Annotated in this window: 25 protein-coding genes; 12 read left to right on the top strand and 13 right to left on the bottom strand. The window is 33.4% G+C overall.

Annotated elements, in window-relative coordinates; all coding sequences use genetic code 11:
• Positions 1-181 precede the first annotated feature (181 nt).
• Positions 182-1,153: an LLM class oxidoreductase gene (locus tag KA814_RS00750; protein WP_064209222.1), complete on the top strand. Its 972-nt coding sequence runs from the start codon at positions 182-184 to the stop codon at positions 1,151-1,153.
• Complete coding sequence (locus tag KA814_RS00745) at positions 1,137-1,370, top strand: DUF896 domain-containing protein (RefSeq protein WP_046206707.1); 234 nt, start codon at positions 1,137-1,139, stop codon at positions 1,368-1,370. The genes KA814_RS00750 and KA814_RS00745 overlap by 17 nt, the downstream gene beginning before the upstream one ends.
• 215 nt (positions 1,371-1,585) lie before the next feature.
• Here the strand turns inward: KA814_RS00745 and KA814_RS00740 are convergent, their stop codons facing one another.
• Positions 1,586-2,443, bottom strand: a complete 858-nt coding sequence (locus tag KA814_RS00740; protein ID WP_064209221.1) for a fructosamine kinase family protein — start codon at positions 2,441-2,443, stop codon at positions 1,586-1,588.
• A 205-nt stretch (positions 2,444-2,648) separates the two neighbouring features.
• On the opposite strand from KA814_RS00740, the gene KA814_RS00735 reads away from it, so the two are divergent.
• Both KA814_RS00735 and KA814_RS00730 read left to right on the top strand, forming a co-directional pair.
• The gene (locus KA814_RS00735) at positions 2,649-3,713 is read left to right on the top strand and encodes a quinone-dependent dihydroorotate dehydrogenase (RefSeq protein WP_064209220.1); all 1,065 of its coding nucleotides are present in this window, start codon (positions 2,649-2,651) and stop codon (positions 3,711-3,713) included.
• A 106-nt stretch (positions 3,714-3,819) separates the two neighbouring features.
• Positions 3,820-4,242 carry a universal stress protein gene (locus KA814_RS00730; protein ID WP_046206704.1) on the top strand — a complete coding sequence of 141 codons (423 nt, stop codon included), beginning with the start codon at positions 3,820-3,822 and terminating at the stop codon, positions 4,240-4,242.
• Between the two features lie 89 nt (positions 4,243-4,331).
• On the opposite strand, the gene KA814_RS00725 is transcribed toward KA814_RS00730, so the two are convergent.
• From KA814_RS00725 to yut, 10 genes are all read right to left on the bottom strand, one after another.
• Positions 4,332-5,153, bottom strand: coding sequence for a Cof-type HAD-IIB family hydrolase (locus KA814_RS00725; RefSeq protein ID WP_064209219.1), 822 nt, complete (start codon positions 5,151-5,153; stop codon positions 4,332-4,334).
• Positions 5,154-5,211: 58 nt separating this feature from the next.
• Positions 5,212-5,592, bottom strand: coding sequence for a VOC family protein (locus tag KA814_RS00720; RefSeq protein WP_064209218.1), 381 nt, complete (start codon positions 5,590-5,592; stop codon positions 5,212-5,214).
• Positions 5,593-5,731: 139 nt separating this feature from the next.
• The gene (locus KA814_RS00715; RefSeq protein ID WP_064209217.1) at positions 5,732-6,145 is read right to left on the bottom strand and encodes a MarR family winged helix-turn-helix transcriptional regulator; all 414 of its coding nucleotides are present in this window, start codon (positions 6,143-6,145) and stop codon (positions 5,732-5,734) included.
• 495 nt (positions 6,146-6,640) lie between these two features.
• Positions 6,641-7,555, bottom strand: coding sequence for an ABC transporter substrate-binding protein (locus KA814_RS00710; RefSeq protein ID WP_046206700.1), 915 nt, complete (start codon positions 7,553-7,555; stop codon positions 6,641-6,643).
• A 119-nt stretch (positions 7,556-7,674) separates the two neighbouring features.
• Positions 7,675-8,367 carry an ABC transporter ATP-binding protein gene (locus KA814_RS00705; protein WP_064209216.1) on the bottom strand — a complete coding sequence of 231 codons (693 nt, stop codon included), beginning with the start codon at positions 8,365-8,367 and terminating at the stop codon, positions 7,675-7,677.
• Positions 8,360-9,145: an ATP-binding cassette domain-containing protein gene (locus tag KA814_RS00700; RefSeq protein ID WP_064209215.1), complete on the bottom strand. Its 786-nt coding sequence runs from the start codon at positions 9,143-9,145 to the stop codon at positions 8,360-8,362. Before KA814_RS00700 ends, KA814_RS00705 begins: the two co-directional genes overlap by 8 nt.
• Complete coding sequence (gene nikC / locus KA814_RS00695) at positions 9,138-9,959, bottom strand: nickel transporter permease (protein ID WP_064209214.1); 822 nt, start codon at positions 9,957-9,959, stop codon at positions 9,138-9,140. Before nikC ends, KA814_RS00700 begins: the two co-directional genes overlap by 8 nt.
• Positions 9,956-10,936, bottom strand: a complete 981-nt coding sequence (gene nikB, locus KA814_RS00690; protein WP_064209213.1) for a nickel ABC transporter permease — start codon at positions 10,934-10,936, stop codon at positions 9,956-9,958. The genes nikC and nikB overlap by 4 nt, the downstream gene beginning before the upstream one ends.
• Positions 10,933-12,411, bottom strand: coding sequence for a nickel ABC transporter substrate-binding protein (nikA, locus tag KA814_RS00685; RefSeq protein ID WP_107521815.1), 1,479 nt, complete (start codon positions 12,409-12,411; stop codon positions 10,933-10,935). The genes nikB and nikA overlap by 4 nt, the downstream gene beginning before the upstream one ends.
• A 114-nt stretch (positions 12,412-12,525) precedes the next feature.
• Positions 12,526-13,425, bottom strand: a complete 900-nt coding sequence (gene yut / locus KA814_RS00680; protein ID WP_064209211.1) for an urea transporter — start codon at positions 13,423-13,425, stop codon at positions 12,526-12,528.
• Between the two features lie 211 nt (positions 13,426-13,636).
• On the opposite strand from yut, the gene KA814_RS00675 reads away from it, so the two are divergent.
• From KA814_RS00675 to KA814_RS00645, 7 genes are read left to right on the top strand one after another with little or no spacing between them, the layout of a single operon-like run.
• The gene (locus tag KA814_RS00675; RefSeq protein ID WP_046206693.1) at positions 13,637-13,939 is read left to right on the top strand and encodes an urease subunit gamma; all 303 of its coding nucleotides are present in this window, start codon (positions 13,637-13,639) and stop codon (positions 13,937-13,939) included.
• Positions 13,940-13,952: 13 nt separating this feature from the next.
• On the top strand, positions 13,953-14,366 hold the full coding sequence (locus KA814_RS00670) for an urease subunit beta (RefSeq protein ID WP_046206692.1): 414 nt from the start codon (positions 13,953-13,955) through the stop codon (positions 14,364-14,366).
• Entirely contained in the window at positions 14,363-16,078 is a 1,716-nt protein-coding gene (gene ureC, locus KA814_RS00665; protein ID WP_064209210.1) for an urease subunit alpha, read from the top strand. The genes KA814_RS00670 and ureC overlap by 4 nt, the downstream gene beginning before the upstream one ends.
• 11 nt (positions 16,079-16,089) lie before the next feature.
• The gene (ureE, locus tag KA814_RS00660) at positions 16,090-16,542 is read left to right on the top strand and encodes an urease accessory protein UreE (protein ID WP_064209209.1); all 453 of its coding nucleotides are present in this window, start codon (positions 16,090-16,092) and stop codon (positions 16,540-16,542) included.
• A complete protein-coding gene (locus KA814_RS00655) occupies positions 16,535-17,224 on the top strand; it encodes an urease accessory protein UreF (protein WP_064209208.1) in 690 nt (229 codons plus the stop codon). The genes ureE and KA814_RS00655 overlap by 8 nt, the downstream gene beginning before the upstream one ends.
• A 13-nt stretch (positions 17,225-17,237) precedes the next feature.
• The gene (gene ureG, locus KA814_RS00650) at positions 17,238-17,852 is read left to right on the top strand and encodes an urease accessory protein UreG (RefSeq protein ID WP_046206688.1); all 615 of its coding nucleotides are present in this window, start codon (positions 17,238-17,240) and stop codon (positions 17,850-17,852) included.
• Positions 17,852-18,694: an urease accessory protein UreD gene (locus tag KA814_RS00645; protein ID WP_046206687.1), complete on the top strand. Its 843-nt coding sequence runs from the start codon at positions 17,852-17,854 to the stop codon at positions 18,692-18,694. Before ureG ends, KA814_RS00645 begins: the two co-directional genes overlap by 1 nt.
• Before the next feature lie 324 nt (positions 18,695-19,018).
• Here KA814_RS00645 and KA814_RS00640 read toward each other — a convergent pair whose 3' ends face one another.
• Both KA814_RS00640 and KA814_RS00635 read right to left on the bottom strand, forming a co-directional pair.
• Positions 19,019-19,225, bottom strand: coding sequence for a hypothetical protein (locus KA814_RS00640; protein WP_046206686.1), 207 nt, complete (start codon positions 19,223-19,225; stop codon positions 19,019-19,021).
• A 104-nt stretch (positions 19,226-19,329) separates the two neighbouring features.
• Positions 19,330-20,421, bottom strand: a complete 1,092-nt coding sequence (locus tag KA814_RS00635) for a YkvI family membrane protein (protein ID WP_046206685.1) — start codon at positions 20,419-20,421, stop codon at positions 19,330-19,332.
• A 441-nt stretch (positions 20,422-20,862) separates the two neighbouring features.
• Between KA814_RS00635 and KA814_RS00630 the strand changes: the two genes are divergently transcribed.
• Positions 20,863-21,333: a thioesterase family protein gene (locus KA814_RS00630; RefSeq protein ID WP_046206684.1), complete on the top strand. Its 471-nt coding sequence runs from the start codon at positions 20,863-20,865 to the stop codon at positions 21,331-21,333.
• Positions 21,334-21,342: the final 9 nt, after the last annotated feature.

Below are 21,342 nucleotides of genomic sequence, written 5' to 3'. Positions count from 1 at the left end.
ACAATCATTGGGACATTAACTAAATAACTTAAACAACATATTGCTCACGTTGTTGTTTACACAATGAATCTATAAACATGTTGTTTGCATTATAATAAGTCGTGACATATAATCAATCTAAACAACAGATGTTTCTTAGTTTACAATCGTTGTTTAATATGATTGAAGAGGAGGGATAGACGTGACAACAATTCAAACACACAATGGTTTCAAACGAACTTTTCAACAGGAACATTTAACCTTAGGATTAATGTTACCCTTTGACGATTCTGAAAATATCGCATTGCCGTTTGATCAACAAATAGCATTAGTTCAATATGCTGAAAGACTTGGATTCACAAGCTTATTTGTGCGAGATAGTCCTTTATATAGTCCGCATCTTGGTAATGTAACGACAAACTACGATCCGTTTGTATTTTTAACTTTTATCGCTGCCAACACATCCAAAATCGCTCTCGGAACATCTAGTATTGTTGCAACATTACGTCATCCTGTGCATATAGCTAAAGCATCTGCTTCTCTTGATTTAATATCAAACGAGCGATTATTATTAGGGATTGCTACTGGAGATCGGCAATTTGAATTTCCAACTTTTAAAATCAATCCGAATGAGCTAAGTCAACATTTTCAATCAGCTGTATCATCTTTAAAAGAACTATGGCAATCATCATCACCACAAACGTCAAATCATTTATTTGAACTGTATGAAGATTCTGGCCTACAAGTATTACCAAAGCATAAGCATATTCCAATTTTCGCAACAGGATACGCCAAACAACATATGGATTGGTTAAAAACGCATTTGGATGGGTGGTTATTTTATCCTCAACCATTCCAACAACAAAAGGCATTATTACAGCAATGGCATCAAAATGAAACATTCAAACCATTTATGCATCCTTTAGTCATTGATTTATCAGCGAATCCAAATGAACTTGTAAAGCCAATTAAAGGTGGTTATCGCTTAGGAAGAAACACTTTGTTAAACATCCTAAAAGCGTACGAACGCATCGGAACCAATCATATCATGTTGCAGTTTATAACCAACGACAGAACTTATAAAGATATATTAACAGAGGTCGGCAATGAAATAATCCCACACTTTCCACCTCGACATTTACAGGAGGACAAAATTTATGAAACTACTAGATAGAATTAACCAATTAGCAAATAAAGAAAAAGTACAGCCTTTGACTGTAGAAGAAAAACAAGAACAGCAAGTATTAAGACAAGAATATCTTCAAATGATTCGTGGCCAAGTCGTTAACACATTTTCTACTTTAAAAGTTGTGGATCCTTTAGGTGAAGATGTTACGCCTGATAAAGTTTATAAATTGCGTGAAGAAATGGGCACGCTAAATTTAGATTAATAAGAAACCCGTCAAGCAGCAAATGCTTAACGGGTTTTCTTTATATCAATTAGATTGAAATATACTAATGATTCAGTTCATCATATTTAATTTTATACTAATCTCATCATTCTAAATGGCTATTACCGTCTATTTCATTTTTAAAAATTGTATATTCATCGTGAATACAATGTGCCACATCACTTTATAACAATAGAAAATCATCTTTATCATGTTTAACCATTTAATATGTTTTCCATGGAGCGATCTACACTGCCTGCATACATACTTCCAAATTTTAATAAATGCACCATTAATAAATATAAACGATAAAATTCTAATCGCTGATTCGCACCTTTACTTAAAGGATAATGCTTATTATAAGCATCATAAAAAGCTTGAGTAAAACCACCGAACACAGTGGTTATACCTAAATCAAACTCTCTATCACCATATAGTGGCGCCGGATCAAACAATGCAGGTTGTCCATTTTCTAAGAACATATAGTTACCACCCCATAAATCACCGTGCAATAATGATGGTTTACTCGTATGATTCCTTAATGAACTTACAATTTTTTCTCTCACTTTATGATAAGTTTGTACATCATCCTCTATCCATAGACCTTGATTTACCAATCTATCTTTTAAATGATCTAAACGTCGTTCAACAAATATAGTCATCCAACTGTCTGACCAATTATTATTAAACGATACATCACCACCTTCATATGGTAAATCAAAGCCAAACTTACCATCTGGCTGCTGTTGTTGATGCATTTTAGCCACCAAGGATCCAAGATCGGCTTGGCTTCCTTGTGTTCCTTCATTTAAAAAGCTTAGCAACAGATAGGCATCACCATCGATTTCACCACTATCAATAACGATTGGCGCAGTGATGCCAGATTTCTCAAACAAATTGAGCCCAGCGACTTCTGCAGCAAAAAAATCTTTACTTCTCTGACGCTGTACTAATAAAAAATATGGTGATTGAGATGTTTCTACTCTATATGCTTCGTTAACGTCTCCACCACTTACTGGTACGATAGACCGTATGTTGTCTAATGGTAATTGTGATTGCCATTGTGTTTTCATAATATTATCCCTCCATCATTCCATCACACAATTATACTATTACCGTTTAATATAAAATTTAATCAAAATCAATGTCTTCCCCGATAATTTGAAGGTTGTATTAACATTACTTATTTACACTAGGCATATGAATGCTAAAATGCTAGTCTATTAAAGACAAATCATTTCATCTACTACTAATTTAAACAAATGGAGCGATGACAACATGTACAAGTTAATTAAACCTATATTATTTCAATTAGACCCTGAAAAGGCACATGGCATGACGATAAATGCTCTTAAAATCCCACAAAAGCATACTAAATTGTTGCCGATACTTGAAAAATTATTTCATTATCAACATCCGATATTATCGCAAAATATGAAAGGGATACATTTTGAAAATCCAATTGGATTAGCTGCAGGATTTGATAAATCTTGTGAAGTTCCTAAAGCATTAGATAAAGTAGGTTTTGGTGCTTTAGAATTAGGTGGAATAACACCTAAACCACAACCTGGCAATGCTAAACCACGCATGTATCGTTTAGTAGAGGACCATGCTCTGATCAATCGTATGGGATTCAACAATTTAGGTATGAACAAAGCATTGAGCAACTTAAGAAAATTTAGTTACCATACACCTATTGGTATAAATGTAGGTGTAAATAAAACAACACCATATGAATCACGTTATCAAGATTATATAAAAGTCATCGACACATTTAAAAATGACGTTACATTTTTCACTGTTAATATCAGTTCGCCTAACACGGAAAACTTGCAAAGTTTTCATGATAAAAATGAATTTTCTCAATTATGTTCTGCTATACAAAATTACAAAATCCAGCATGAACTAGATGTACCTATTTTTATTAAATTAACATCTGATCTTAGTCCAGAAGGTTTATCACAAATGCTTAAACCCATCACACAAACGTTTGATGGCATCATTTTAGCTAACACTACGCAAAAACGCGAACAGTTACACTCCATTAATCAAAAAGAAACCGGTGGGTTAAGTGGTAAACCTTTATTCGAACGTAATTTAAAACTTATTGCACAAGCATATAGGGAAACGCAGGGGCAGTTTTTAATCATTGGTACGGGCGGTATTTTCACAGTGAATGATGTCATCAAAATGTTACGTCATGGTGCATCATTGGTGCAAATTTATAGTTCTCTCGTATTTGAAGGCCCCGGATTAACTAAAAAGATGAACAAACAACTCGTACAATATTTGCAAAACAATGGATACAATCATGTCAGTGATATCATAGGATTAGATGTGTAAAATATTTTAGTTTTTCTAATCGAATTATTTATTGTAAAATATTAATAGTGAAATTATGATAATTTTTTATTATATAGGGTAAATAATTACTGAAGGAGGCGCTAAAATGTATAAAAATATATTATTAGCCTATGACTTTGATAATTCTTTTAATAATGTTCCTCAAGAATTACAAAATTTAACTACTGGTGTTGATAATGCAAAAATCACTATTTTCAACGTGATACCTGAAGGTGATTTACAAACCTCAGTTCGCTATGATGGCAAACATTTTGAAGAATTAGCTGAAGAAAAAGGCAAAGAGTTATCACCTTTTGTAGAAAAACTAGAATCACTTGGCTTAAAAATCCAAGTGAAGTTTCGTTCTGGCTACATTAAACAAGAAATATTAAATGAAATCGAAGAAAACAACTATGATATCGTCGTTATGAGTAATAAACGTGCCAAACCAGACATAAAAAATGTACTAGGTAATGTCACTCATAAAATCGCTAATAGCGCAAATATTCCTGTACTTATTATAAAATAATGTTACACCATTAATAAAACTCATTATTCTGTTAACAAATCTCTCGTAAGGATATGTCGTAATGGAATAATGAGTTTTTTGTCATTGTGTTAGTTTGTCATATTGTTAGCTTGTTTTAAATATCGTTCAATGACTTGCAACACACCTGATTCATCATTAGATGGCGCTCTGTAATTTGCGACTTCAGCCACTTCTGGACTACATTCAGCCATTGCATAACTATTTGGCGTCATAGCTAACATTTCTATATCATTATTTGCATCTCCAAAAGCCATCAATTCATGAGGTTGAATCTTCCATTTATCTAAAAGTGTTTTAATCGCCACACCTTTATTCACTTTAGGTAATATTAAATCTAAACTATCATTTCCACTCGTTACTGGCTTTATTTCTTCTCCGTATTGTTCAGTCAAGCCTCTCATCACTTCATCTAAAAGTAGTGGGTCTTTAATTCTAAGCGCAATTTTAACAAATTTATCTTGATTAATTGTGTTAAAGTCTGTAACTTTTGTTATATTAAAATAATATTTATATAAAAATGATAAAAAGTCGTTACTCACACTTTCTAATACATAAGCCGTTTTAACTCCACTTAACACAATATCTTCAATATGATAATGATTAATGATCAAATTCAAAACGTCAAAAACCAATTGTTGATCAAAATATTCAGCCGCTTCTAACTTGTTATTTTGATACGTCACTGCACCATTTTCGGCTATATATGCTATCTGCTGATCTTTGTCAGGAAAAAACGAACGCAATTGCGCATATTGGTTTCCACTAGCAATGATAAATTTCATATCCCTGTCCATCATGCTCTTAAAAATTTTATTGAAATAAGCTTCATCAAAGGTATTATCAGATTTAAAAAAAGTACCATCTTTATCTACCGCTATTGCTTTTATCAAATGTTACACCTTCCATTCCTGTACAAATCATTCAAAGATGAGATTGTCTTGTAAGTCATTACATTACAATAACATTGAACAAATGGCCATCTATATCACTAAATAACGCCCCATAATACCCTTCATGTTCTGTGCCCGTTTCGAGTACTTTTCCACCTGCCTGTTCAACCAATGAAACCAACGTATCAACTTCAGGTTTTGTTGAAACTGAAAGTGATACTAATGCTTCATTACTACCTATAGATGAAAGTCTAGAAACATTTTCAAATTGTTCTTTTTCTATCAGCATAATGATTTGGCCATCTTTCGTTTGAATACCTCGCATTTTATTCATCATGTCTTTATGTTTTTTGATTGTAAACCCAATCGTATCATAAAATTTTTCACTTGCTTCCAAATCTTGTACTGGTAAATTGAGCCATGCAGCGTTAATTTCCATCAGCATTCTCTCCCTTTTCAAATTTTTCAATGTATTACACACTTATAGTAAAACATAAAATACATTAGAACGCATGACTTAATCATTTTTACATTTCAATAGCGTAAAGTTTTAAAATTTTTATTTCATACGACAAACATTAATCACTATCATCCATTTTTGCTAGTGTTCTAATACTCTTTAAATTCACTTGCTTTAATAATTGGTCGTAAGTATGAAGTGCTTTTTGGGTTACTTTTTCTCCATTACTAGTTAAGTAAATATACATGGCTCGTTGATCTTCTACACACTCTTGTCTATATACAAGCGCAGTCTCTGTATTTTCCATCCTTACAATAAGTCTAGACATCGCACTTTGACTTAAATCAACCACTTTTATCAAATCATTGATCTTGTATTTTTTATTTTTTGACTTATAAATTTCATATAATACATAAAACTCTTTAATACTTAGATGGTATTGTTCTTTCAATTTCCTCTCGATCATCGCTTCAATATAATGTATATATTTCGTCATTTTAATCCAGTTATCCACTTTTTGTTCTTTTTTCATGATATATCTCCCCACTAACCATACATTTGAAAGTTTCTTTAGTTCATTAATTAATTTTTAAATGATGTTGTACAAAAAATATTAATTCTAGCTTCTGGGTTTTGTCTAACACTACCTATATAAATACTTGGCTTCAACAATAAATTTGGCAATCTATATCATTCAATATACTCAACATTTTAGCATTTTCTTTCTAGTTTAAAGGATAAAAATATCGAGTTAAAGACTAGATACTCACATCCCTTACTATATACAGCTAATCATTTTGTTATTTTCTAAACCATTTGCCTACATTCATTTTAAAACATTTTAAAAATTATATATACTTTCATCAACCCTATATAATTAGGACATTATTTATCATTGAGCATAATACAAAAACCATTTTAGTGTACTAACAACAACTACTAATAAAATAAGTTCAATTCTATTAGTGTTTAAACTGTTAATAGTAACTAAAATGGTTTTAATTTATAAAATTAATCCGGTTTATATTTATTGCTTTTTCAATAATTGATCTTTCAAATCTTTACGTTCATATTCTAAAGAGTAAGGATCATTTAGCCAATAAATACCCTCGTCTACTTTAATTGTATGTCCATTTTTGACAGCCTCGGTACTTTTCCATAGATCTTTATTTTCAAAAGATAATTTAGTTCCTTTAGCGACAGGTGTAACCACGTAATCACCCGCCATATCTGGAATTTCCTCTTCAGATATATCAGCTAAATCATTTTTCTTAGTAGCTTTTTCAACATTTTCTGGCATTTTCAAGCCAAATGCATCATACAACACTTCACTACCATGACCGTATGTCTTACCGAGTGCATACACTTTTTTATCAAAATCTTTAATAATTGAAACTGTTGTGTTTTCACCAATAGCTTCTTTTATTGTTTTACCATCATTTTTTGTTTTTTTATCCCATTTATCAATCCATGCATTCGCTTGTTTTTCCTTACCTATAATTTTCCCTAATTCTTGATGTTGCTCTTTGTAATCATGTTTCAAATAATCAAAAGCAATTGTAGGAGCAACTTTATTTAATTTTTTTAAATTTTTATCTGTATTGTAAGTAATAATTAAATCTGGTTTTAATTTTGCGACACTTTCCACATTCTCTGCGTCTACTTTTTTGACATCTTTAAATTTATCTTTTAACACTTTGCTATCATTCACGATGTTAGCTACACCTACTATGTTCCCATCAAGTTGTTTTAAGCCACCTGCATAAGTAGCCCCCAGTACGACAATGCGTTTAGGTTTTTTAGGAATTTTCACTTTATCCCCTGAATCTTGAACATACGTCTTTGTTTCTTTCTTACTTTTTGATGATTCATTATTTGATTGATTACCACATGCTGCTAATACCAAAATAAGTGCAAGTAATGGTAATAATAATTTTTTCATTTCTAAATATCCCCTTTTCATATAATTACAATTTAAACTGAGCTTAATTATATATTATACTTCATTTATATTGAGCAAACCACAAAAATTTGTTGATTGTACTTTAATTATTGCCCAGCTTAATATAGAGAAAGTAGCGCTTTCGTATAATGATGGCGATCTTCAGAAAATAAATCAGTAATCATAAAATCATCGACAATTTCTCCATCTTTCATAACAACAATACGCTCAACAAATTGATTTAAAAATGCGATATCATGAGAAATCATAATGATGCCGTTGTTTGTTTGATCACAGTAATCTTTCAAAACTTTTATCATTCTTTGTTCAGCGATGACATCTAAGCTCGCTGTTATTTCATCACAGATTAACATATCAGGTTCTAGCATTAACGTGCGTATGGTGTTAAATCGTTGTAACTGACCACCACTTAACTCGTCTGGAAATTTTTGTAATAATGCTTCTTCTAACTGCATGTATGACATTAAATATTTTAGGTTTGAGCGAATATCTGATGTTGATTGTGAACCTTTGTAATATCGTAATGGCTCTTCAAGCGCGGTTTGTATTTTGAATTTGGGATTAAAGCTGTCATATGCATGTTGGAATATTGGAAGCATACTTAATCCTTGTGTTGAATAATAACCTTGGTAATCAGTTAATAATCCTAGCATGATATGGGCCAAAGTCGTCTTACCAGAACCGCTTTCACCAACAATACCTAGTTTTTCATTTGGAGATATAGTTAAATTAATATTTTTTAAAATAGGCGCATTTTTATATGCAAAGTTAACCTGTTTCAACTTAATCATTTATGCCATCCTTCCTTAACTGACTACGCGCATCAAATAATTTAAGACTATATGGTTTTACATTCCCATCTTTAAATGCTTGTACATGGTTAAAGTCTATGACCTTACCATGTTGAATAACACTAATCCAGTCACTAAAATCGAGCACATGAGATAAATTATGTGTAATCATCAATAAAGTCACCTTATGGACTTCCGCTAAGTGCTTGATTAAATGCATCACATTATAACCAGTGATTGCATCTAATGATGCTGTAGGTTCATCAGCGATAATAACACTTGGCTTTAACATTAAAACACTGGCGATTTGCACCCTTGCAAGTTGACCTCCTGACAAGTTAAATCTATAACGCGGCATCACTGTTTCTGGATCTAAATCCACCCATTTAAGTGCTTGTTTTACAAACTTTTTAGCCGTTGTTTTGTCTACCTTATAATGCATTTTATAAATCGCAAGTAATTGCTTACCTAATTTTGTATGATCATTAAAACTATGTGTATAATCCTGAGATATAAATCCAATTTCTTTTCCTAGTAAATTACGCACACCTGTGATGGATTGCCCTTTGTAAACTAGTGAATCAAAATGTGTGGTTAGCATATTAGGAACTTGTTGCACAAGTGCTTTTGCAGTTAAACTTTTTCCAGAACCGCTTTCACCCACCAAAACATTCACTTTACTTTTTCGTAATGCTAAATCAAGTTGATCTACAAGTCTTTGTCCGCTGTTATCTGTGATGGTTAAGTTCGCTATTGCTAAAAGGTTACTATTAGCCATCTACATCACGCTTTCTTTTTAAAAGTTTATCTCTCAATGCATCACCAGTTAAATTAAACAATAAAATAGTTAATGTGATTAGAAATGCTGGTACAATCAATAGTAAAGGATATGAACTGATATAATCTCTACCTGCATTTAACATTGCCCCCCACTCTGGTGAAGGTGGTTGTGCACCTAAACCTAGAAATGAGAGTGAAGAAATATAAAGTATAATCTTCCCAAAGTCTACGGTCATTAAAACAATCACAGATGGCATCACTTGTGGGAAAAAATGTTTAATAATAATACGATGTGTTGGTACATTAAATAGTTTAGCCATTTGAATATATGGTTTCCCTATTTCACTACTTACAATCGAACGTGTCAGTCGCGTGTATGTCATCCATTTTATAATCGTAATTGCTATCACTAAATTCCAAATACTAGGTTTAAAGAAACTTGCCATAGCAATCATTAACACAAACTCTGGAATACTTAATCCTATGTCAATAACACGCATAATTACAGTATTAACAAAGCCTTTTTTATAACCTGCTAAAAGCCCCAATGGTACACCGATTATTACAGTAATTAACAATGTGATTAAACTGATGATTAATGTATATCTAGCACCTATGATTACTCTTGCTAGTAAATCGCGACCATAATCATCTGTACCTAGCCAATGTGAACTACTAGGAAGCTCTAGTGTATGATTCAAATGTACCTCCAAAGCACTATCTGTTGAAATAAAAAATTGAGCAATGATGAGCAACAATACGTATATACCAAACACGTAAAAGATAAAACTGCTTTTATTCATGTCTTTCATTCCATATCACCATCCTGACCGTGGCGTTTTAATTTATCATTGATTTTATTAAAACGACGTTTAGGATCGATCCATAAAAGTAACAAATCACTAATCGTATTGGCTAACACCACAAAGCATCCAATCATGATAACGGCACCTTGTACTACCGGATAGTCCCTCGCTCTAATACTATCCACAAGAAAGTGACCTAGGCCCGGTATACCAAATAAATTTTCAATCACTACCGTACCACCAATTAAACTCCCAACAGACATTCCTAATACAGTAATCACGGGAATAATAGCTGGCTTAAATAAATCTTTCCATAATATATATTGTTCTGACATCCCTCTTAATCTAGCCGCTTCAACTTCTTTAGATTGATACAATTCAACTAAAGTCGAACGCATCAATCTTACATAATATGCACTCATTCCAACACTCAATGCAATGACAGGTAATATATAACCAGCAATGGAATCTAAACCTGATGAAGGAAGTATATTTAATCGTTGTGCAAATATATAAATTAATATCGTTCCTAAAAAGAAGGAAGGCACACTTACTGTAAATGAAGTCAGTATTCTTATCCATGTATCTACCCAAGTATGATAACGCTTAGCTGCTAACATACCCAAAGGAATGGCAACTAGAAATACGATAACTATCGTTAATATTGCAATCGTTAAGGTTGGAGGTGTATAGAAAATCAATTCCTTAATCACAGGTTCACCAGTTTGATAACTGGTACCAAAGTTCAATTGTATTATTTGACCTAACCATTGAAAATATTGCATTACCGGGGATTGATTAAGCCCTAATCGCTCTTTCGTAGCTTCAATTTGATCACTCGAAACATTCGCTACATCTAAGTGCAAAACCTTGTCAACTGGGTCTCCGGGTGTAAGTTTCATTAATATAAAAGTAATAGTAGAAAGGACAAACAATACAATGATCATTTGTCCAATTCTAGAAAGTATCTGTTTTAATATCATTCTTTTTTATCAACCTTATAATCAATAAGGTAAATACCTTCTGGTGTTGAAGTTAAATTTTCTACATCCTTATTCATTCCAACAATATTGTCATTGTAAGAAATATAACTGTTTGCGATGTCATCATTTGTAATATCAATGATTTGATTGGTAATGCGATTTCGTTCTTCTTTATCCACTGTTTTATTTAACTCATCTATTAATGCTGCGACCTTATGATTATCATAACCCCCTGCATTAATTGCACCTTTGGGTTTATAAGCTTGGTTAAAGAAATAACCTGTATCTCCTCTAGGGATTGTGCCGAAGCTGTAAAGTGAGGCATCCCATTGTTCTTTATCTTTTAAATACCCCTGTATGTCATCCACATTGCGTAATTTGATATCAATATTTGCCTTTTTAGCATCTGACTGAATCACTTGTGCAATTTTAGGTAATTCGGGACGACCATTATACGTAGATATCGTCAGCTTTAATGGGTGTGCTTCACTGTATCCAGCATCTTTCATTATTTTCTTAGCTTGCGCAATATCTTGTTTTTGCACATCTTTATTTTCTATAAAGTCGAGTTTATTGTTGAACGGTCCAGTTGCTGATGTTGCATAACCTTTTGAAACATTATCTGTAATACGCTTGCGATCAATGACTTTATCTAAGGCTTCACGAACCTGCTTTGTCATTTTGTCACTCGTGTGATTATATAATAATAATCCAGTTCTAAAACCAGAGACAGATGAAATTTTTGTCTTATCACTCTCTTTTAATGATTTAACTTTTTCAACTGGTACATCTGTAATAACATCTGCTTTTCCAGAATCTAAATCACTCGTGCGGGCATTGCCGTCTTCTTGATATGTAACATTGACGTGGTCTAGTTTAGGTTTGCCTTGCCAATAATCTTTATTTCGGTCCAATTGAATTTTCTGTGATTGTTTATAATCTTTGATTTGATATGGACCAGTGCCTACAGGGGTTTTATTGATATCTCCTTTAGCTTTAGTATCATAAATAGCTGAGAATGGGCTAGCTAATTCTGAAATGAGCTCAGGATATGCGGATTTAGTTGTGATTTGCAACTTTTGTCCATTCACTTTGATATCTTTGATTGGTAGTGAACCTTTGACTAAATCACTTTTTTGAATACTTTCCTCCAAACTAGCTTTAACCGCTTCGCCTGTCACCTTTTTGCCGTTTTGGAATTTAATATTATCTTTTAATGTTAAATCTAATTGAGTCGGTGATGTTTGATCATAAGATTTAACTAACAACTTTTGAACTTTGCCATCAGATGTCGCTTTAAACAATGATTCTGCAGCACCTATTTTCACAGGCACATCCGTTTCATATGGTGCGATAGATGTCGTTTTCAAAGGTAACTCTACATCTAAAGTTTTGCCTTTAGACTCGCTGTTAGAGCCACTACAACCAGCCAAAATCACTGCTGCAGAAGCTAATACTGTGATGATTTTTTTCATAAATATACCTCTTTTCAACAATTTTTATTAAATAATAAACGCATAATCAAAGTTCATCCTTTTTCATTATACTTAGTTTGTACATTTAATTAAACCGCATGCCTCAGTGGTTACTTATTTTTGTACACGCATACTATTGCCTGCGAATAACATAATCCATGTAGCAATAATAAACGGTAAGGTAAATACAGGTAATCCAAATGGTGTTAGCAATGTAATCATGCCTGCATGTATAACCACTGTTAGTAAAACACCCAGTACAATACTCATATACCTTGGAATTCTAGTTTTAAATGCCACGCCTAACGCTAAAACTGTAAGAATGACATTATAACCAAATAAACCGTCATTAATCTGATCATGATTTGCACCGAGTATTGTAACTGCTGCAAAGCCAATAACATTAGCAATCATTGCGTAGCATCCTGCTTTTCTGGAAGCAATAAAAATTCCAATTAAAATGAATGTACCTGCCAAAACACTTTTCAATAAAAAAACTTCACTAAAACCTGATAAAAAGGCACTGATAAAATCGATTTGATGTCCCGAAAATGTAATTTCTTTGACTGTGTTAGGCAATATCTTTACATCTGCATTTACAAATTTGAATTGGAAAGACATCAATAAAACGACCCAGCTTACAAACACATATGGCATCGTTAACATTGGTACACCAAAAGGTTTGAAAAATTCCCTGAATGCAGATCCTAATGGCATTGTTATGACTATTGCAACTAAGACGATCAATAGGCTGTACCATTCAGGTACTAAAAATAACGTTAATGCAATTGCTGTCAATACTGGATTGAACCCTGCTAAACCACTATTAATCTCTTCCTCTGAATAATTCGTATGTTTAGCTAATAATAACGATATTAAACTAGCAATAAGTGCCATTAAACCGACTTTCCAACTACCTACAAATAGGCCTATTAAGATAAATAAACCTGTCCATGCATTGTTCAACAACAAAACCTGCGCGATATTTTTTAATAATATTTGAATCGCATTCACAATGTCACCTGATTTCTATAAAATTTACGTTATTTATCTTATATCATACAACCTATAATTAAAAGTCTTTCAAATTTTACTGAATTTGTTATTTTTGCATTTTTCACTAATGTGTAATTCTTGTAGTTAGCCTAGCAACCCTTTATTATAAAAATGTAGACACTTATACATGAGTGTTGTTTTCAACAGTTTTGGAAAGGGAGTGAACAACGTGCATTTTACACAACGTGAGCAAGATAAATTAATGTTAGTCATTGCATCCGATTTAGCACGTAGACGTCAACAAAGAGGATTAAAATTAAACTATCCTGAAGCAGCTGCTATCATTAGTTTTGAATTATTAGAAGGCGCACGCGATGGGAAATCAGTCGCAGAGCTCATGAGTTATGGAAAACAAATATTAAGTGAAGATGATGTCATGGAAGGTGTTGCAGATATGTTAACTGATTTAGAAATTGAAGCAACATTCCCTGATGGTACAAAATTAATTACTGTCCATCATCCGATAGTCTAAAGGAGGATACTAGATGAAACCAGGTGAAATTATTGTTAAGCGTACAGAAATCGATGTTAACAAAGGGCTTCATGCCACAGTCATCACAGTAAAAAATACAGGTGATCGGCCTATACAAGTTGGTTCTCACTTTCACTTTTACGAAGTGAATCCTGCTTTAGATTTCAATCGTGATCACGCATATGGCAAACGTTTAGATATACCCGCAGGTGCTGCAGTTCGTTTTGAGCCAGGTGATGAAAAAGAAATTCAATTAGTAGAATATAAAGGGAAACGTAATATTTATGGTTTCCATGGCAAAGTAAATGGTCCAATAGACGAAACCCGTGTAGTTAAACCTGATGATTATACTAAAGACTCAGAAATTATCGATGAAGCTAATTTATCTGAAGATAATGCTAATAAAGAAAGTGGGTATAAAAAATGAGCTTTAAAATGACGCAATCTCAATATACAAGTCTTTATGGCCCAACGATTGGTGATTCAGTTAGACTCGGTGATACAAACTTATTCGCCAAAGTCGAAAAAGATTTTGCTACTTATGGTGACGAAGCTACTTTCGGTGGCGGTAAGTCCATCCGAGACGGTATGGCTCAAAACCCTAACGTAACAAGAGACGATAAAAAAGTTGCAGATTTAGTGATTACTAATGCGTTAATCTTAGATTATGACAAAGTAATCAAAGCAGATATCGGTGTGAAAAATGGTTATATTATGAAAATTGGTAAAGCAGGCAATCCGGATATTATGGATAATGTTGATATTGTTATTGGAGCAACAACTGATGTTATTGCTGCAGAAGGTAAAATCATAACTGCGGGTGCCCTTGATACACACGTTCACTTCATTAACCCAGAACAATCACTCGTTGCACTAGAAAGTGGTACAACGACATTGATTGGCGGAGGTACAGGTGCTTCTGAAGGCTCAAAAGCAACAACCGTTACACCAGGTCCTTGGTATATTCATCGCATGTTAGAAGCGGCAGAACAAATTCCATTAAACGTTGGTTTTACTGGAAAAGGACAAGCCGTTAATCATACGGCTCTCGTAGAACAAATACATGCGGGTGCCATTGGCCTTAAAGTCCATGAAGACTGGGGTGCAACACCATCTGCCTTAGATCATGCTCTACAAGTCGCAGACGACTATGACATTCAAGTAGCCTTACACGCAGATACTTTAAATGAAGCCGGCTTTATGGAAGAAACAATGGCTGCAGTTAAAGACCGTGTGTTACACATGTACCATACAGAAGGCGCTGGTGGCGGGCACGCACCTGACTTGATTAAGTCAGCTTCATACTCAAATATTTTACCATCATCCACTAACCCTACCTTGCCTTACACACACAATACCATTGATGAACATTTAGACATGGTTATGATCACACACCATCTTAACGCTTCCATCCCTGAAGATGTCGCTTTTGCTGACTCACGTATTCGTAAAGAAACGATTGCTGCAGAAGACGTATTACAAGACTTAGGGGTATTTAGTATGGTTAGTTCAGACTCTCAAGCTATGGGACGTGTGGGTGAAGTAATTACACGTACATGGCAAGTGGCTCATCGCATGAAAGAACAGCGTGGCGCACTTGAAGGAGACGGTGAATATAACGATAATAATCGAATCAAACGTTATATTGCGAAGTACACAATTAATCCTGCAATCACGCATGGTATTTCAGAATATGTTGGGTCTATTGATGAAGGTAAACTCGCAGATATTGTGATGTGGGACCCAGCGTTCTTCGGTGTTAAACCTGAAGTAGTACTTAAGGGTGGTATGATTAGTACAGCAATCAACGGTGATGCTAATGGTTCTATTCCAATTTCTGAACCGCTCAAATACCGTAATATGTACGGCCAATTAGGTGGTAATATGCAAAGTACTGCCATCACTTTCGTTTCGTCTACAGCTTACGAAAATGATATTGGTAAAAGTTTAGGCTTAAAACGTAAATTAAGACCAGTTAAAAACATTCGTAATTTATCTAAAGCAGATATGAAAAATAATAACGCTACACCTAAACTAGATGTGGATCCACAAACTTATGAAGTATTTGTCGATGGCGAGAAAATAACAAGTGAACCAGCTACTGAATTGCCACTAACACAACGTTATTTCTTATTTTAGGAGGATAAAGTATGATCATCGAAGAAATTAAAGGTAATATTGCAAATCTTACGCAAAATGAAAAAAACAAACATGTTGAAAAAGTTTACCTTGAAAATTCTGACTTAGTGAAACGTATTCAACGCGTTACAACAGATCATGGTAATGAAATTGGTATTCGTTTAAAACAGCCAATCGATTTACAATATGGTGATATTTTATATCAAGACGATACAAATATGATAATTATAGACGTCAATTCAGAAGATTTATTAGTTATCAAACCACGCACATTACAAGAAATGGGTGACATTGCACATCAATTAGGTAATCGACATTTGCCAGCACAATTCACAGAAACAGAGATGCTTGTACAATATGACTATCTTGTAGAGGATTTACTGAAAGAATTAGGCATACCCTATAGCCACGAAGATAGAAAAGTAAATCAAGCATTCAGACATATAGGTCATTCACATGATTGATCATGCACATTTGCGCCTTTTTCAATTTTGTGATTCTCAATTTCCAACAGGCGCTTTCAGTCACTCATTCGGACTTGAGACATATATCCAAAGAGATATTGTTCATGATGAAGCATCATTTAAACAATGGCTTGAATTATTCTTAAATGAACAACTTTCGTTTGCTGATGGTTTAACGATGCGTCTCGTCTATGATGCACTCAATCATCAGAACACAGAAAAAATCTTGTATTTAGATAAAATACTTTTTGTACAAAACCTACCTAAAGAAACCAGACAAGGTTCAAAACAAATGGGTAACCGCATGGTCAAATTAGCAGCAGAACTTTATGATAGTGAATGGTTAAAGTGGTATCAAACGCAAAACAAAAATAAAAATGCAAAATTGCATCCTGCGATTTGTTTTACGATACTCGGTCACCATTTGGGTGTCGATATTGAAATGATTATCGATTACTATTTATACCAAAATGTTTCGAGTTTAACACAAAACGCCGTTCGTGCAATTCCTTTAGGACAAACTGCTGGTCAAAGAATCGTGCATGATATGATTCCCTTTATGAAAAATACGAGAAATCATATTATGACATTAGATGAATCACAACTAGGTATCACTGCACCCGGATTAGAAATCAACCAGATGGAACATGAAAACGTAAACGTAAGAATATTTATATCTTAGGAGGGCATTTAAAATGACAGAGACAGTTAAGATAGGTGTCGGTGGCCCTGTAGGTGCAGGGAAAACACAACTTATCGAAAAATTAGTAAAACAATTATCTAAAGAATTTAGTATCGGAGTCATTACTAACGATATTTATACAAAAGAAGATGAAAAGATTTTAGTTAATTCCGGTGTGTTACCTGCAGACCGCATTATCGGTGTCGAAACAGGCGGCTGCCCACATACAGCAATTCGTGAAGATGCTTCAATGAACTTTGCTGCAATCGATGAATTAAAAGAGCGCAATGACGATATCGATTTAATCTTTATCGAATCTGGCGGTGACAACCTTGCTGCGACCTTCAGCCCAGAGTTAGTCGATTTTTCTATTTATATTATCGACGTTGCCCAAGGGGAAAAAATTCCTCGTAAAGGCGGACAAGGCATGATTAAATCTGATTTCTTTGTAATTAACAAAACCGATTTAGCTCCATATGTTGGTGCTTCATTAGAACGTATGGCCGAAGATACAGAAACATTCCGAGGCAAAAGACCATTTGCATTTACTAATCTTAAAACAGATGAAGGCTTAGATAAGGTTATCGAATGGATTGATCAAGACGTCTTTCTTAAAGGTTTAGCTTAATGGCCGATGCACAACAAAAATGGACTGGCATATTAGATTTAACCATTTTTAATAATGGTAGAAAATCTGTAGCGCGTAATATCTTTTTTGAAAAAGCATTAAAAGTCATACGCCCAGTCTACTTAAACGGCTCAGATATACCTACATTTTATATTGTAAATGTAGGCGGTGGTTATTTAGATGGTGACCGTTACAAGATGGATTTTACAGCAGAAGAAAATGCACATGTAACGCTAACTTCACAAGGTGCGACAAAAATTTATAAAACATTAAATGATCATGTCGAACAATATCAAAATTTTACCATTAAAGATAATGGTTATATTGAATATGTCGGCGATCCTATAATTGCATTTGAAAACGCCAAATTTTTCCAACAAAATACGTTTAATTTAAGTGCTAGCGGTTCACTGTTCTATACAGATATACTGACACCTGGTTATTCAAAAGAAGACAAAGCCTTCACATACACATATATGCATCTGCTTAATGAAATTTATGTTGATAATGAACTCGTAACTTTTGATAATTTGTTACTTGATCCAACTAAAAATAAGGTTGATGGCCTAGGATATATGGAAGACTATACACATTTAGGCTCATGTTATTTCATACATCCTGAAGTAAATCAATCCTTTATTGATGATGTATATGATCACATCAAGCATTATCAAAAAGTATATAATTGCCGTTTTGGCATTACGCAACTGCCAACACATGGTTTCAGCATTCGAATTCTATCAAATAAAACACAAATTATTGAGCGCATTTTAAATGCAGTTCAAACGTATGTTGTACATCAAATCTTTGATAGAGAAGTCAATTTCTTAAGAAAATATTAATTTTCATTGTGCCAAATATCAAACAACCACCTTCACGTCAAAAATAATAAGACTTACAAATTAACTTATACAAAAGAGAACTAATCCATACAAAAGATGGATTAGTTCTCTTTTTATACAACATATTGATTTTGACCGTGCCTGACTGAGGCTATCATTTATATCATCAGAGCCAGTCAGTTTCTGCTAATTTAACAATCAGAGGCTGAGACAAAGTGCTCCGTTCCAGCCTCCTCTATTGCACATCTAAAATTTTGTGTTTGAGTCAGCTATTTGTGATAGCTTATCAACACGTAATGCTTAAATAGCTTTTTTACCATTCATTTAAACTATATTTAGCAACCATACAATACTAATTACTAACAATATAATTGTCGCAATGTAAATCGCTAGCTTTTGTCCTTTTTTTAATGATTTTTCTTCATGTGTAAACAAGCTAAATAATGATCCATCTTTCCCCATCAGCAGTGCAATAGAATAAATCAATAATATAATCGCTATTATCAGTAACAACAATGCCACATAAACCATTTGCGATTGGCTCCTTTCGGATTTCAATAGTTATCATTTCTTATACGTACCTGCTAGCTTAACATTTACACTATAAAAATATGTACCTATTTTCATATGATATTTTACAAATCTTGCAATGATTTACCTTGTTTTTTTATTCGTCTCACCTTAAATGGTGCATAAATTAATACGATTATAATAATGATTCCCATATAACCAATTACTGGATAGAAAAATGTCATTAAATCTGTAAAACCTGCAAAACTAATTGCAAAACCGATTAAAGTGAATATCGTATAAAATATTTTAAATTGTTTCGTTTCAATTTCAGTGAAACGTGTAGCTAATGAGTAAAACATACCTAGGCATGTGTTAAAAATCATTAAATAAATAACGATTGACATGAATACGCCTAATATAGGTGAAATATCATTGACTAATCCTAACATTGGTAACGGCAAGTGCCCAACTGTTTCAATCTTAGAAAAAATTGCCAAATGGCTAATCATAATCATTAAACCTAATACTATACCGCCAACTAAACCGCCCCATGCCGCTATTTTACTATTTTTCTCATTGCCTCCCATGACAATTGACATTGATGCACCTAATCCTACATTAAGTGAGACATAATTCACACCTGCGATAAACCAATGTGGGACAGCTGAGGTATGACTTTTAGCCAATGTATCCAATTCACTAAATGAACCTGACATCGTAAATAAACAATATATCGCAACGATAACAATACAGATAATCAATAGCGGCGTAATGTTACCAATCACTTTTACAACGTTATCCACACGTAACATTCCAAATACAAGTACTAAGATAACCATAAGAGCGGTACCGTACACAGCTGGTATGCCAAATTGTTGTTCAAAATTCGAACCTCCACCTGCAAGCATAACGACACCAAATCCAAATAAGGCAATAATGAGCACAATGTCTACTAACCATGCAATCACTTTGCCAAACATTGTACCACCAGTCAATTTATGTATCACGTCGTTATGTCCTTCAGCTTTAAATATACTACCTAGCCAAACTAACATCATACCTACGTAAGCGAATAACACGGTAGAAACAATTCCCGCGAGTATACCTAACGTTCCAAAGCTAGTAAAATACTGTAGTATTTCTTGACCTGAGGCAAACCCTGCACCCACGATGATACCAATGAATGCACTACCTATTAAAAATATCCTTTTCATATAAATCCCCTTCGCTAAAGTTACATTAAATTTCATTTATAAACATTTACAAATGTCTATAACACTACTTTGCTCGCTTGCATCTTTAATCTTGATATAGGATGAACGAGCTTAAAATATGTTTGTGGTTTTCACAGAACCTTAAGTCTGTACCCGTTTTTCCTAGTCACCCAAACCTTTGTTACCTACCGAATTCTGTTTAAATTCAAAATTTTTATATCTTTTATTTTAAATTTATAAATACTGATATAAACTTAAAACATTCAAAATGCAAGCGTTTACATTTTTTATAATAACTTACTTACATTTGTTTATCAATGCTCGTATTTTTAATAATTAATGCTGAATTATGCTTAGATTCAATCAAAATACTAACTTAAACTGTTTAATGTTGTTACAATAATATAGGTTACTATTAATTTTTACTCGAGGAGTGATTTTGTGGCAGAGGAATACATTTATAAAAACACCGTGCAACCATCTTGGATAGATAATAATAACCATATGCATGATGCACAATATTATTCCATTTTCAGTGATGTTGTCGTTGGCTTTTTTGAATCAGTCGACTTATATGTTTCTTATCGACAAACACATGAAATTACCATTTTTAGTTTGGAGGCACATATTTCATTTTTAAAAGAACTTGTGTTAGATGATGCCTTTTATGTTAAAGTACATATTTATGATTATGATGCGAAAAGAGTACATTTATTCCTGACAATGTATAATGACAATGATGAGCGTATTGCTACATATGAAGTTATCATGATAGGTGTTAGTAAAGTTACACGTCGGAGCATGGCGTTCCCTCAACCTATACTAGAGAAAATACAAGCAGCTTTTAATATGCAAACGCCGTTTAATCCGCCATCACAACTAGGACACGTTATTGGTATACCTAGAAAATAAAAAAAGAAA

The organism is Staphylococcus sp. GDY8P196P, assembly GCF_017891705.1.
In the GTDB taxonomy this organism is placed as follows: domain Bacteria; phylum Bacillota; class Bacilli; order Staphylococcales; family Staphylococcaceae; genus Staphylococcus; species Staphylococcus ureilyticus.
Note: the sequence above shows the minus strand (reverse complement) of the source record. Positions and strands in the feature narration are given on the sequence as shown.